The sequence below is a fragment of the Pseudoalteromonas ostreae genome (genome assembly GCF_018069805.1).
Taxonomy (GTDB): Bacteria; Pseudomonadota; Gammaproteobacteria; order Enterobacterales; family Alteromonadaceae; genus Pseudoalteromonas; species Pseudoalteromonas ostreae.
Window position 1 is genome coordinate 78,449 of the sequence record NZ_JAGPYN010000006.1, and the last position, 15,251, is coordinate 93,699.

The window sequence follows — 15,251 nt, forward strand, 5'->3', positions numbered from 1 at the left end:
TATGGCAAGCACCAAGAAAGTTACTCCCTCTAGCGAATTAAAAGATCGCTTAGAACATCTATTGTTTGCTGATATTGCTAATTTTTGGCTGGACCTTTATCGCCAAAAATACCGTCAACTTGTTGATGAACTTGCGCAGTGGGAATTGCTGCAAAATATGCCCGATGGCGAAGTTCAGGATATTTGGCTATTGCGCCAAGCAATTGCTTTTTTACGTCATCGTGTAGAGCATAAACAGCAAAGTTTACAAAAGTTGGATGCCAGTTATCTGCTTTTTATTGAAAGACTCAGTCATGCAGAAATCAGCGCCGAACGTGAATTCCATATTTTAGATTACGCTCAGCAACTAGGCGCCACGTCTGAACAACTACGCCAAGATAAACTTGCCTTTAATCGTTGGTTTGACGAAGGCGCAGTGATCAACCGTTACCAAGATATAGTCGCTGATATTGAACAAACTCTTAAGTTTTTAATTGGCAAGCTTGGCGACTTAAGTAATCGCTATTTAAAAAAATCTTCTAACGATATAGAAAAAGCGTGGCAAACTCTGGACTTAGAGAGCTTCTTTTTACAATTATTAACCAAGACCGATAATGAACATGTAAGAAATGCGCTATACCGTGCCCTGGCGAATCAAGTACAACTGATGCATAACCATGATGGCGATCCAGAGCTAAGTGCAAATTTAATTGAAACCTTAGTATTAGCATTAGAAGAAGTGAAAACACCATATTTAGCCCGTTTAGATATATTAGAAATTTTGATCCATCAACGGCCAACCTACATTCGCGCATTTATCCAGCAGTTGATCCTACATACTGATGAGTGCCAACTTAATGCTGAGCAACGGCTATTTATTTTAGCCGCATTACCAAAAATTTTAACTAGCCAAAGCACATTGAGTCACTTATGTGAACACCTGCTAATGCAGTTAGCCGAACACAGTTATCCACGAGTCAGGCAAAGTGTTATAGAGCAAGCAGGTAATTTTTCTGTCAGCTTTTTACAAAATTTATTAACCGAACGATTAAAAACAGAAACCGTCGATGCTGTGCGCTTTACGTTAGTTAAACAACTAAGTAGTCCGCGTTTAGATACTGACAACTTTGCATTTAAACTCTGGTGGCAACTATTAAGTGGTAATGAAAGCTTTGCCATTAAACGCTTAACGTTAGAGCTCACAGCGCGTATGATGCTCAATCAACAATTAGAGACAAACCAACCAAATAGCGTTTTCAAAACTTATATCAATTGTTTAAATGAACGATTGCAGAGCGAGCCGGTGCTGGCTATTCGCCGTTTTATCAGCCGTACCACAGAGCAATTAGTTGCATTTGAACATCAAAATTTAATGGCTGAGTTAGAGCAAGTATTACCAAACTCTACCGCCCTATACCAGCATGATAAAGCATTAGATGAAGAGTTACTTGGTCGCTTACTCAGTCGTAAAGCCCAGCAAAGCGAAGGCTACAATGTTAGTAAAAACAAGCTAACCTGGCAGATCCGCAGTGGTTATCGTTATGCGTTTAGGTTGTGGCGTTTTATACATGAATGGCGTAACCCAAGCACAGACAAACGTCAAAGCTTTAATCATAGCAAAGCCCGAAAACCATCTGCCTTTATGCATGTGCCTAGTTGCTCCGTAGCAGAGATAAGCACTACTAATGTTCCTGGCGAACCGTTATTTGATACTGATGAATACTCAGCGCGGCCACATTTACCGTTACCTGATTTCTTACTCTCAGTACTGAGCCAAGACAATCTGAAACAGCCAGCAAAGACCTATACGCCAGATGGTATTTTATTAGTTACCCCACCAAAGTCATTATTTCAGCGCATTAGTAGTTATATTTGGCTAAGTATTAATATTGATAGTTTAGATACGCAACGCAAAGGTAACGAAATAGAGCAAAACAATTACCTGACAGCACTCAATAAGCGCGGTTTTAGTTTTGAATTTAAAGCCTATGGGGAACAACTCGGTTGTACGTTTGATGTAGAGCCAAATATTAGTAAGCTTTATAACAAGCTAAGTGTTTCTCCATTACTGGTAAATATTTGGCTGAATTTTAAAGAGTATCTTTACTCAATCTATCAAAACAGTATAGGTCAGCTTATCTTTTTTGTAGTTGGTTTTATGGTCTATTTTTGGGGACGTCATATTCGCATAAGCCGACGCATAAAAACCGACCGTCAAGCAATTCCAGTCTGTATTGGTGGTTGGGGCACCCGAGGTAAATCTGGCACTGAACGCTTAAAAGCCGCGCTGTTCAGCAGTCTTGCGTTAAAAGTAATAACGAAAACAACGGGCTGTGAAGCTACCCTTATTTATGCTCGCTCCAATGGTGAACAATTTGAAGTGCCTTTATTCCGCCCATTTGATAAAGCCAGTATTTGGGAGCAAAGTGATGTTTTACATTTTGCTAAAAATGTCAAAGCCGATGTCTTTTTATGGGAATGCATGGGCTTAACACCTCGCTACGTGAAAATACTCAGGCAGTGGATGCAAGATAGCTTTTCAACCATTACCAATGCCTATCCTGATCATGAAGATATATTAGGACCAACAGGTATTGATGTGGCTAGAGAAATGACGAACTTTATCGGCCCTAAAAGTCAGCTGTTTACTAGCGAACAAACCATGTTCCCTATTTTAGATAAAGACGCTACACAAAAAAACAGTACCTTAATTCAAGCACATTGGGGCGATGGTTATCAGATAACTCCTGATATTAGAGCGCTTTACCCATATGATGAACACCCAGATAATATTGCTTTAGTATGTAAGATGGCCGCATATATTGGCTTAGAAAAAGACTTTGCATTTAAAGAAACAGCACAGCGTATAATACCTGACATTGGTGTTTTACAACACTTTAGCCCCGTACCTTTTGCACAGTTCAGCATGTCATTCGTTAATAGTATGTCAGCCAATGAACGCTTAGCGACCATAGAGAACTGGCGACGCTTAGATTTATTTAGTCTAAGTAAAGATCCTAGCAAACAAACCGTCGCCTTGATCAACAACCGAAACGACCGTGTAGCACGTTCAAAAGTGTTTGCCCATATTCTCGCTGAAGATTTACCATTTGATAAAATGGTTGTCATTGGTACCAATGTTGATGGCTTTTACAGCTATTACTTACACGCTTTTGCTGAGCGCTTTGAGCGAATAATTAGCAATAACGATTTACAGGAATTAGAATCGTTATGCACTCAGCTACACTGTATAAAAAAAGCTGATACAGTTGCCGAAATAATAAACAAGGCACTTAAAAGTAGCTATCAGGCAAAAGAATTTACCGTCTTAAATAATGCACAGCAATTTACTGATTGGCTCAATGAACAGACACAAACATTAAGTGAACAGCAGCAGATAAGTTTGCAAGATGTTTTTAATCACTATTTAAGCTATCAACACATGCAGCCTTTGTTGAGTGATTTAAAAAAGAATCAACATAATTTACAAACAATATTACTGGAATTAGTCAAAAGTAAATGCATATTAATTACTAACTCCAAGGTAACCCCCGATCAATTAACGCTGATGTTAGCAACACTTGCGAGGCCTCACTGCCACCAAGTAATCATTGGTATGCAAAACATTAAAGGAGCTGGCTTAGGCTATGTTTACGGCTGGCAAAAATGGCAAAAGATTTACGATAGCATTAGTATGCTTTTAGATGGCAATTGCTCAGCTGAACAGTTCAAAAAAACCTTAACGCGCCTATCACTGATCAGTACATTCAGTCAGCTTGAACATGCTTATTTAAGCAATGCGTTATTAGAGATAAAAAAAATGTATCATGCGCAAAATGAATACAGCCAAGCTGAGCTTGTGCATATTCATGAACGTTTGAATAAACATCAACAACAGCTAAACAATAAAACCGATAACCAACAACAAGGCTCATTAAAAAGATTTGCCATACAAGTGGCTGAGTCATTTTTAGATGCCGGGGCTGCCGTTAAACGCAAAAAAATTGCCAGCCAAGTTTATAAAGATATTGCAACCCAGCGTATAACTCTTGAAAAAGCTATTACGGTCTTAGGAAAGCTAAATCGCAATCAAAAGCCCGGTTGGTTAACATTTTCAAATAAAGATAACAACTAAGTTAATTACACCGCAAAAACCAACAAAGCCTTAATTACTAATTAAGACATGCCTACATAAACGAATGTATTAACTTAATTTTCAACTGAAATTTTAGTTATAAAATAAGTAAAATTTTTTTTAAAGAATTACATGCAGCAAGTCAATGTTTGCTAATGAATTATTTAACAAAGGCAAACAAAGCTGTGAATTATTGCAAAAACAAGCATGCTCAACATTTGACCGAACACGCAAAACATAGCAAAATAGTACCATTACTTGTTAACAACAATGTTAACAAAAACAAAGAAGATTACTTTGTAGGAGAAGTACTATGAAAAACTCATTGTTTAAGCTTGCAACATTACCTTTATTAATTGCTTCAGGCTTTGTAGCAGCATCAACGAACCTAGTAACAAATAGTTCTTTTGAAAATACTGCAACAATTTATGGAACATGGGGGTTATTAAATCAAGTATCTGGTTGGCAACGCTCAAACAATGCTAAGTTTGAAATCCAAACCAATCGACTTGGCCTCATCAATGCTCAACAAGGCAGTCAGTATTTAGAATTAGATTCAACAGCTAATTATAGTGTTTTTCAAACATTGGATACTGACGCTGATCACAACTATGAAGTGAGCTTTTATTATTCAGCACGTGTAAATGGCGATGCAGATACGAATAAGGCAGAAGTATATTGGGATGGTGAGTTACTCGATACGTTAAATTCAAGCACCAAAGGCTGGCAAAAGTTTACGTACACTGTAAAAGCGAGCTCTACATCGACAGAGCTTAAATTTATCGGCGCAGGTAAATCTGATTCATATGGTGCATTAATTGATGATGTTCAAGTAACTAGTCAATGTGCATCAGGTTTATACGGCATTAATAACTTTGGTACAAATGAAGAAGGGTTTGTTTACTTTTTTAATACTGACACAAACACATACTCTAAAGTAACAGGTTTAAGTAACACGGCATCAAATATTGCATCACATAATGGTGCTCTATATTTCATGGAACAATTAAATAGCTCGACTAAAGCATCGCAAATTTTATCACTTGATCTTGCTACGAATAAGCAGGCATTAGTTACATCAGCAACTTCGTACCCGATTTACCGCTCTGCGATGAACGCTGATGGCACTACACTACGTACCACAAGCAAAACATACATGTACGATTTTGACCTAACGACAGGTGATAAAACTGTACTTGGTAAATTGGCTTTTCCAGGTGATTCGTTTGCTGATGGTGATATTGCTTATTCAGCTGATAATAATGTTCTTTACGTTCTCACCGGTAAAGCACTTTATACTATTGACCAAGGTTCAATGGAGTTGTCTTTAATTGGTGAGCACGGCATTAATCAAGCATCTGGTATCGCGATTGCTGCAGATGGCACTATTTATGTATCAGGACGTGTAAAAGGTGAGAATGCTAAAATCTACATGTTAGATCAAAATACTGCGGCGGCGGCATTCGTTATGAATGGCCCTTCGCATGTTAATGATTTAACGTTTGTCGATAGTAACTACTGTAACTAATCTACATAGTGAATAAATATTTATTTAAAAGCCGAGTAATTTTATTACTCGGCTTTTATTGCCGGTGGACACATTCTGTGTACCATCTTATTTACCTGCCAGACAAAATAATGAAAGAGTCTTTTCATTGTGCTTATTGCCCTTAAGTCCTGTAGAGCATTGCGCCACCTCTTAATTAAGGCTCTAAGCCATCAGTAAGCTAACTATCGCAAGCACTTCCCCTGCACTGCCCGTATATGTATACTTAGCCGCAATTGCAGCTAGGATAAGGGTGTGCTCTTACCCTCTAAGTAAAAGCTTAATGAGCAAACCATTACCTTAGCTGCATTAATAATAATATTCATGGCCACCCGTTCTGCTTGTGTTAAAGCATATGAACGACCAAAGCAAAAAATATAAGGCCGCAATAATTAACGTTGAGTTAGGAAGTAAATATGAGTTCATTACCTAAAGCAGGTGATTTTTTAGGTCATCCTAAAGGATTATTTCTGTTGTTCGGCACAGAAATGTGGGAACGATTTGGTTATTACGGCATGCGTGCCATTTTAGTACTTTATCTTGTTGCTATTGTCCAAGACGGTGGTTTTGGTTGGAGTAATGCAGACGCACTAAGCCTTTATGGTACGTTCACAATGGCAGTTTATATCACTCCATTATTTGGTGGTTGGTTAGCCGATAATGTACTTGGTCAACGAAAAGCCATAATTATCGGTGGCTTGCTAATGGCTGCGGGGCATTTTACTATGGGTATCCCCCACGGTATGTTAGCCGGCCAAGAAGAAAACGTATTTTATGTTGGCCTCGCATTATTATGTATGGGTAACGGTTTATTTAAACCTAATATCTCAACTATGGTTGGCGACTTATATAAAGAAGGTGATCAACGTCGTGATGGCGCCTTCACAATATTCTATATGGGTATCAACTTAGGTGGTGCGCTTGGTCCACTTGTTGCGGGTTTCGCAGCGGCATCTATGGGTTGGCAATATGGCTTCGTTGTTGCTGGTATTGGTATGCTAATTTCGGTAGCGATGCAAGTAGTACTTAGTAATAAGTACTTAGGTGATATTGGTGTTGTTCCTGCCGCTAAATTAGCGCAATCACAATCAACTTCAAATACCAAAGAGCCGCTCACAAAAGTGGAAACTGACCGTATAAAAGTTATTTTCACTATGAGTGTATTTAGTATCATATTTTGGATGGGTTTTGAGCAAGCCGGTGGCTTGATGAATTTATTCGCTAATGATTACACAGACCGTATGTTGTTCAACTTTGAAATTCCAGCGTCTTGGTTCCAATCATTAAACTCAATCTTCATCATTATTTTTGCGCCTATGGTTGCCATAGTATGGTTGAAACTTGATAAACGAGAGCCTAATTCTCCAGTTAAATTTGCCATTGCGTTGATATTCTTAGCGCTTGGCTTTATCACTATGATTTTAGCACTTATGACCCAAGGTCAAGGTGAGCCACTACAGATCAGCATGATGTGGTTAGTATTATTTTACTTATTCCATACCTTGGGTGAATTATGTTTATCGCCTATCGGTTTATCAATGGTGAGTAAACTAGCACCACTGCGTTTAGCATCAATGCTAATGGGCATTTGGTTCCTATGTACTGCTGTTGCGAATAAGATTGCTGGTTTCGTAGGTTCATTCTTAGGTGAAGGCGAAGAAGCGCTAGATAACGCATTAGGCATTTTTATTGGTTTAGGCGCTACTGCTGTTCTTTCTGCTGTGATCATGTACTTACTAAGCGATAAGCTCGTTAAGTGGATGCACGGTGCTGAAGGTCAGCACGAACCACACACGCAAGAACACATTTTAGCTGAAGAGCTTGAAGTCGTTGCTGAAAAACCGTAACTCTGTGTTCATTATCTCCCCACAAGCTATGATACTTGTGGGGATTTTAATTCCTCTATTTATATTGGGATAGTAACCACTGCTGCCTATTTCGTTGAGCTTATCAATCTTCGTTTAGCGAAAACGGTGAGTTTTTTAACAAATACAGCCCTATCGTAAACAATTCATTACAACACGTATATTTAATAAAGAGTGAATAGTTCCTTTACTTAATTACTTTCCTCCTCAAATAAAAACAAATTAAACAAATTTATCAAATAGTTAATTAAATTCCGAGTTACTTAATACGAGGTCTTTGAATACAAATATCAAAACCAAGCATTTATGCTCATTCGTTTTAAAATGATCGTCCCATTTAATTTACAAATAACCATTTGGCTAAATAGCCTTGAGCTCTTCCCCTTTTACTAGTTATGGTTAATTATCTGCGCATCAGACACAACAAGACGCAGTGTTTATTGCGGGAGAATTATAATGAGTGAAGTAACTAACCCTTTAGGTTTGGTAGGTATCGAGTTTACTGAATACGCTACACCTGATGCAGATTATATGGATAAAGTATTTACCGATTTTGGTTTTTCAAAGCTCAAAACATTTAAAGGTAAAGACATTGTTTATTACAACCAAAACGATATTCACTTTTTACTAAATAATGAACGTGATGGTTTCTCTGCAGAGTTTGCAAAAAGTCATGGTCCTGCAATTTGTTCTATGGGTTGGCGTGTTGAGAATGCTCAACAGGCATTTGACACCGCAGTAGAGCGTGGTGCAAAACCAGCAACTGATTCAACTCATAAAGACCTACCATACCCGGCAATTTACGGTATTGGTGACAGCTTAATTTATTTCATTGAGCAATTTGGTGACAAAGGTTCAATCTATGAGCAAGACTTTGAAGACTTAAGCGAACAAAACATTGTTGATGATAAAGGCTTTATCCGCATCGACCATTTAACTAATAACGTTTATAAAGGCACTATGGAAACATGGGCTAACTTTTATAAAGACGTATTTGGTTTTACTGAAGTGCGTTACTTTGATATCAAAGGCCAAAAAACAGCCTTGATCTCTTATGCACTTAAATCACCGTGCGGCACCTTCTCGATTCCAATCAATGAAGGTAAAGGCAACGATAACAACCAAATCGATGAATACCTTGGTGAATACAATGGCCCAGGCGTGCAGCATTTAGCATTTTTAACTGATGACCTAGTAAGCTCACTAGATAAGCTTGATAAATCAACCATTGCCACGCTTGATATTATTCCTGAATACTACGATACAATTTTCGATCGTGTACCTTGGGTTGCAGAAGATAAAGAAAAGATCCGTGAACATCAGATCTTAGTCGATAGCCAAAGTGAAAATTGCTACTTATTGCAAATTTTCTCGAAAAACTTATTTGGCCCAATCTTTATCGAGATGATCCAGCGCGTTGATGACGGCGGTTTTGGTGAAGGTAACTTCCAAGCACTGTTTGAATCAATCGAGCGCGACCAAGAGCGCCGCGGCGTTTTATAAGCACCGTATTGTAAATTTAAAAAGCAGCGTACTTCGCTGCTTTTTGTCGTTTCATCAATATTATAAATAACAATCTGAATTTCACTGTTTAAATCACGCTATTCATCACCATATCCACTGTAAAGCGCGACAGACTAAACCAAAGGAAATGTAATGAGTTTAATTAACGAAACCCATGATATAAATTTAACTAGCTGGGTTGCCTCAGCGAACGTTGCAAATTGTGACTTCCCAATCCAAAACCTACCATTTGCAGCTGTACGTCGTAAGAATTCTAACGAAGCTTTTCGCGGTGCCGTTGCCATTGGCGACCACGTTATCGACCTTGCCAAAGTAAACGAGTTAGCTATTTTCTCAGGCGATGCACAAACAGCCGTAGCAGCAGCAAGCCAAGCAACATTAAATGAATTTATGGGCCTTGGTCAGCGATATTGGTCAGCGCTACGTTTAGCATTATCTAAAGCATTACGCGAAGGCGCCGCTGAACAAACTAAGTTAAGCGACGCATTAATTGCCCAAGCAGACATTGAGTTTTCGTTACCATGTCGTATTGGCGATTACACTGACTTTTACACATCTATCTATCATGCAACAGCAGTCGGTAGCTTATTCCGTCCTGACAACCCGTTACTGCCTAACTATAAATGGGTACCCATTGGTTACCATGGCCGTTCTTCATCAATTGATGTGTCAGGTCAAACCTTTCATCGCCCAAATGGTCAAACTAAAGCGCCAGACGCTGAAGTACCATCGCTTGGTCCGTGTAAACGTTTAGATTATGAGTTAGAGCTAGGCATTTATTTAGGTAAAGGTAATGAATTAGGTGATGCCATTGCTATCGAAAACGCTGAAAACCATGTATTTGGTTTTTGTGTATTCAATGACTGGTCAGCACGTGATTTACAGGCATGGGAATACCAACCATTAGGTCCATTCCTTGCGAAAAACTTTGCATCAACCGTATCACCGTGGATTGTCACTACCGAAGCATTAGCACCTTATAGAACATCATGGACTCGTGATGAAAATGACCCTCAGCCACTAGGTTATTTAGAATCAAGCCAAAACCGTGAGCTTGGCGCCTTTGATATAAAAATGGACGTGCAAATTGAGACCGCTAAAATGCGCGAACAAGGTGCTGCGCCTTCATTAGTCTCTAAATCAAGTTTCAAGCATTCATACTGGACAGTCGCGCAAATGGTTACTCACCACACTGTAAATGGCTGTAACTTTATGCCAGGTGATATGCTAGGCTCAGGTACACAATCAGGTCCGACTCACGAAGAAGCAGGGTCATTACTTGAACTGTCTCGTGGTGGTAAAGAAAAAATCACCCTTAATAACGGTGAGCAACGTAGCTTTTTAGAAGATGGTGACAACGTTATTATGCGTGGTTGGTGTGAAAAAGCCGGTTTTGCTCGCATCGGTTTCGGCAGCGTTGAAGGAACAGTTCTTCCTGCTAAGTGATTAAATCATCACTACTTTTAACAGAACGTTAATAGCAAAGGTGCTTTTATAAGTACCTTTTTTTCTTTTTATTCTATGCAATTACAATTTTTTACTGGCTTTTTCAGCTCAGATTGCTATCTTAACTCGGTTAATAGCCAGTATTTATAAGCCATGTCAGCATTTATTAAGTCTTTTTATCACAAATTATTTCCAGCTAGACAACTGTTGATCCGCCAAAATGGTGAGGTTAAACATGTGATATTAGCGCCTTGGTTACAAGTTTCAGCTATAGCAGTTGTTTTAATTGCTTTAGCTTGGTTAAGCGTATCTACCCTGCAAATTTATTCACAAACCAACAAAATCTCCGATATTGAACAAAACCAACGATCAAAACAACAACAGTGGCAGCAGCAAAAAAAGCAGCAACAACAGCAATACGAAAAACAACTCGCACAACTTGCTGAATTGGAACAAAAACAGGCTTTATTACAAAGCATGATCGATTCTTTACCTGAGTCGATGAGCAATCCACTAGAAGATGCTGCAACAATTGAAAATATCGCCCCAAAAGAACAACAAAATGATTTTCATGAGCCGCTCGTTGACGACCCTTCCCCTGAAAGCACACAAGCCAATTTACTTTCAGTTGAACAACGCTTTGCACAGCTCGACGCTCATTATCTACAAAGCTTTCTACAAATTGAGCAACAAATAGAACGCCGCCAGCACGATATTTTAACTATGCTCAAAGGTGCAGGGCTTGATAGTGCCTTGGCGCGTAATTTTGATGGTGACATGACAGAAACCGCACAAGGTGGTCCACTGGATTTATTTGATGAATCAAAGATCCCGACTGAGTTTTTAATCATCGCCGATAAACTGTTGGCGTTGAATAAGCTTGAAAATTTACTCAGTGAGTTACCACAAACCCTGCCTGCAGCAAATTACTATATTTCAAGTAGTTTTGGACTGCGTAAAGATCCAGTGAATAATCGTCATGCTTATCATAAAGGCGTTGATTTAGCTGGTTGGCATAAAACCGAAATATTTGCTCCCGCTGATGGCATTGTATTACGCGCAGGGCGCAACGGTGGTTATGGTAACTTTATCGAACTGAAACATAAAAACGGCTTTGTAACTCGGTTTGGTCACTTAAATAAAATCAACGTTAAAAAAGGCCAAACAGTAGCTAAAAATGATGTCATCGGATTAATGGGCAGTACTGGCAGAAGTACTGGCACCCACCTACACTATGAAGTATTACTTAACGACAAACATGTCAATCCGGTTAAAATAACAAAGGCGCTTTCACGTGTTCGGTAAAAAAAAATCAGCAGTAAGTAGTTCTGCAAATCCTCAACTAAAAAGAACCAACCACACTCCGTCGATCATTTCTGAAGATGTTCGCTTAACGGGCAGCTTAGTAAGTCAAGGTGAAGTACAGCTAGATGGTCGCATAGATGGTGATGTACGTGTTAATCATTTAGTTATTGGTAATACCGGTTGTGTTGAAGGTTCAGTGGTTGCTGAAAGCGTGATTGTAAAAGGTAAAGTAATCGGCTCACTGAACGCCAGCAAAGTGGTTATTGAACGTTCGGCACAAGTACACGGGGATGTTTATCAAGATACTTTAAGTATTGATGCTGGTGCAATTATTGAAGGTAAATTAAAACAACGCCATGAAGCTGAAACAGTCGAATTAATTACCAGTAACGCTGAATCAAAACCGGAGCTTACATCTGCGCTCACTGAAGGTGATAATGACTTGTCGTTTTTCAACAAACAAGCCACAGATAAAAAATAATTGCTTTATTTTTCTTTTATTTTTTCTTCGTAACATACATCGTAATATCAGCAGTGAAGACCAATTCTCTGCGAATATTGTAAAGCTTTACTGGCACCACTAAATCCTCTTTATCTAGCCATTGTTTTGGCATTGCAATTTCTGCCACAGCTGTGACATCTGTATCAACCTTCGCTAAGTACTCTACCGTCATTCCTTTAGGGATCCAGCGATGAGTTTTATACGGCACCGTTGCATCAACCATCACACCGGCGCATAACTCAGCTAAATTACATTGTGCAATCGCGTGAATAGTCCCAATATGATTGTGCACATTACGGCGGTTTTTAACCATTGCGCTACAATGCCCTTCCTTTACAGCTAAAATTGTAGGTTTAACTGAGCCAAAATAAGGCGCTTTAAAACACACTACTTTAGTAAATAACCAATTGCCAAATGGTAAATTTTTTAATTTTGACCATGTTTTCAAAACAACAGATTTATCACTCATAACTTTTCTTAATTAAAATGACAGATACATCAAATTAACACATCCGACCAGATGATAGAAGCGTATTTATTTATCTCACTAATAATATTCGGTCTGGTCGGCCATATGCCCTTTCTTTTTTATCTTTGCAGACCTAAAATACGCGGCAAAAGGAGCACTCATGCCAACAACCGATCGCCGCAATCAACTTAGTGTTATTTTAATTCTCGCTCTTCTGGTTATATTTTGCCCATTAGCGATTGATATTTATTTACCCGCATTTCCTGCTATAGCGCAAGCATTGGCTATTGATGAGCAGCAAGTGCAACTTACCGTCGCTATTTTTATGCTGACGGTTGGCTTAGGTCAGCTTATAGCAGGTCCTTTAGCCGACAAGTTTGGCCGCCGTCCAGTCGCACTATTTGGCATCACACTGTATGGATTGGCTGGGATGTTGGCTTTTTTAGCACCTAGTTTTAGCATTCTGATGCTTGCACGTGCACTGCAAGGTTTTGGGGCTTGTGCCACTTTTGTGGTTGCATTTGCGATTGTTCGTGATACCTACGGCAGTGCTAAAAGCGGCCAAATGATCACTTACCTAAATGGTATTGTGTGTTTTATTCCTGCGTTAGCACCTATTTTAGGCGCTTGGCTGACTGTGCAATTTGGCTGGCGGATGAACTTTTTATTTTTGGCGGGGTTTGCTTGTGTTGGACTAATGATCACTGCCATATATTTTAAAGAAACACGCCCTACGGATAGCCACTATGAGGGCCACATACTCGATTTACGTCGTTTTATACCAATCATTCGCACGCCTATTTTTCTTTTTAATAGCCTAATTTGTATGGTGGCAATGTCGGCTATTTTAGCTTTTGTAACATTAGCACCGGGATGGATCATGACCGAGTTAGGTGGATCGGTCAGCGATTTTACTTTTTGGTTTACTCTCAATGCCATTGTTAGCATTGTAGCCAGCTTTATTGCACCATTGTATATCAAACGCCATAGTCAAAAAGCGTTACGCATAGGTATGAGTTTATTAATTTTCTCTGGTGTACTGATTTTAATTCTCGGCCAGTTTAAAAGTGCCTTTGCTTTTATGCTGCCAGTGTTGATTGCTGCGCTAGGCTTTGCACTTAGCTTAGGCTCAGCGGCTGGAATGGCATTGTCACATTTTGCTAAACAAGCAGGTACAGCATCTGCGCTAATCGGTTTAATGCAAATGAGCGGCGCAGGAGCGTTGGTTATGCTCACCCAAGTACTTCCTTTCAATGCGCCCGAGTTTATTGCTTTTCACTTATTATTATTGCTGCCACTATGGGTTATACTGCTCAGTAATAAAGCGCACGCTTATCACCCTAAAAATACATAAAAACAATGATCAATTTTGAATTTTTACTGTCATTTTTAGCCGCGAGTTTTTTAATCGCTGTTGCGCCTGGTCCTTCCAATGCTTTTTTAATGGCACAAACTTTTGCCAATGGCCGCGCAGCAGGTTTACAAAGCGCATGTGGTTTTGCTTTGGGCGCAGTGGCGCATACTTTCTTTGCCGTAGTCGGTCTTACGGCTATCCTAAAAGCCTCAGAAGTGGCTTATAACTGCGTACAATACGCTGGTGCTGCCTACTTATGTTATTTAGGTATAATGATGTTTAAAAGCACATTTATCCAGCCTCAGTGCAGTAGCGAAGATAAACCCCATATGAGCACCAAGAAAAAAACGAATGTTATGTTTCAGGCTATGATGACTGAAGTGCTTAACCCTAAAGTAGCGTTATTTTTTATTGCGTTTATTCCGCAGTTTGTTGATCCAACCCTGTCATCATCAACTACATTTCAATTAGCTTTCTTTGGCTTACTGTATCCACTTTTTGCGTTTCCGATTGACTGCACGTATATTTACTTTGGCGATAAAATTGCAGGCTACTTTAGAGAACACCCGCAAAGTCAAATTTGGATTGATCGTATAACAGGTGTAGTATTTGTAGTTCTTGCGGTTAATCTACTCATCTAAAAAGAAAAAGAGTTAGTATGGAACAAAAACAACAAACCCTTCCAGCTCAAAAAAACATTGCTTTAGTTGCGCACGATGGTAAAAAAGCAGCATTGCTAGCGTGGTGTAATAAACATAGTGATAACCTCCGTAAGCACACTTTGTATGGCACAAGTACTACAGGTCATTTAATAGAGAGAAATACCGGGCTCGATGTGATCAAATTGCTTAGCGGCCCAATGGGTGGCGATCAGCAATTAGGCGCTAAAATTGCCGAACATGAAATTCATATGTTGATTTTCTTTTGGGATCCCCTCGCCTCTCAGCCTCATGATCCTGATGTTAAAGCATTATTGCGCTTAGCAGCTGTGTGGAATATTCCAGTGGCGTGTAATGAAGTCAGCGCAGATATGATTTTAAGCTCGCCTTTGATGCATAACGAGCTTAAACGGTCATTGCCAGATTACGAAAAATACCTCGCAACCCGACAAGTCATACTATAAGCC

Annotated in this window: 11 protein-coding genes; 10 read left to right on the plus strand and 1 reads right to left on the minus strand. The window is 39.3% G+C overall.

The annotated features are described in order from the left end of the window. The first annotated feature begins 1 nt into the window (after position 1). The 7 genes from J7338_RS06530 (at position 2) to J7338_RS06560 (ending at position 12,281) form a co-directional block, all read left to right on the plus strand. A complete protein-coding gene (locus J7338_RS06530; protein WP_210796286.1) occupies positions 2–4,114 on the plus strand; it encodes a poly-gamma-glutamate synthase PgsB in 4,113 nt (1,370 codons plus the stop codon). 313 nt (positions 4,115–4,427) lie between these two features. After that, on the plus strand, positions 4,428–5,642 hold the full coding sequence (locus J7338_RS06535) for a hemolysin-type calcium-binding protein (RefSeq protein WP_210796287.1): 1,215 nt from the start codon (positions 4,428–4,430) through the stop codon (positions 5,640–5,642). 434 nt (positions 5,643–6,076) lie between these two features. Further along, the gene (locus J7338_RS06540; protein WP_210796288.1) at positions 6,077–7,507 is read left to right on the plus strand and encodes a peptide MFS transporter; all 1,431 of its coding nucleotides are present in this window, start codon (positions 6,077–6,079) and stop codon (positions 7,505–7,507) included. 474 nt (positions 7,508–7,981) lie between these two features. After that, positions 7,982–9,028, plus strand: a complete 1,047-nt coding sequence (gene hppD / locus J7338_RS06545) for a 4-hydroxyphenylpyruvate dioxygenase (protein ID WP_210796289.1) — start codon at positions 7,982–7,984, stop codon at positions 9,026–9,028. Between the two features lie 153 nt (positions 9,029–9,181). Next, on the plus strand, positions 9,182–10,495 hold the full coding sequence (gene fahA / locus J7338_RS06550; RefSeq protein WP_210796290.1) for a fumarylacetoacetase: 1,314 nt from the start codon (positions 9,182–9,184) through the stop codon (positions 10,493–10,495). A 153-nt stretch (positions 10,496–10,648) separates the two neighbouring features. Continuing rightward, entirely contained in the window at positions 10,649–11,800 is a 1,152-nt protein-coding gene (locus J7338_RS06555; RefSeq protein ID WP_210796291.1) for a M23 family metallopeptidase, read from the plus strand. Next, positions 11,790–12,281 carry a bactofilin family protein gene (locus J7338_RS06560; RefSeq protein WP_210796292.1) on the plus strand — a complete coding sequence of 164 codons (492 nt, stop codon included), beginning with the start codon at positions 11,790–11,792 and terminating at the stop codon, positions 12,279–12,281. Before J7338_RS06555 ends, J7338_RS06560 begins: the two co-directional genes overlap by 11 nt. 16 nt (positions 12,282–12,297) lie before the next feature. Here the strand turns inward: J7338_RS06560 and J7338_RS06565 are convergent, their stop codons facing one another. Beyond that, positions 12,298–12,771, minus strand: coding sequence for a hotdog fold domain-containing protein (locus tag J7338_RS06565; RefSeq protein WP_210796293.1), 474 nt, complete (start codon positions 12,769–12,771; stop codon positions 12,298–12,300). A 160-nt stretch (positions 12,772–12,931) separates the two neighbouring features. Between J7338_RS06565 and J7338_RS06570 the strand changes: the two genes are divergently transcribed. The 3 genes from J7338_RS06570 to J7338_RS06580 are packed head-to-tail and all read left to right on the plus strand — an operon-like array spanning position 12,932 to position 15,248. Continuing rightward, on the plus strand, positions 12,932–14,125 hold the full coding sequence (locus tag J7338_RS06570) for a multidrug effflux MFS transporter (RefSeq protein WP_210796294.1): 1,194 nt from the start codon (positions 12,932–12,934) through the stop codon (positions 14,123–14,125). Between the two features lie 5 nt (positions 14,126–14,130). Further along, positions 14,131–14,766 carry a LysE family translocator gene (locus J7338_RS06575; protein ID WP_210796295.1) on the plus strand — a complete coding sequence of 212 codons (636 nt, stop codon included), beginning with the start codon at positions 14,131–14,133 and terminating at the stop codon, positions 14,764–14,766. 17 nt (positions 14,767–14,783) lie between these two features. Beyond that, positions 14,784–15,248 (plus strand): methylglyoxal synthase, encoded by a 465-nt coding sequence (locus tag J7338_RS06580; RefSeq protein ID WP_210796296.1) that lies wholly within the window; start codon positions 14,784–14,786, stop codon positions 15,246–15,248. The last annotated feature ends 3 nt before the right edge of the window (positions 15,249–15,251 follow it).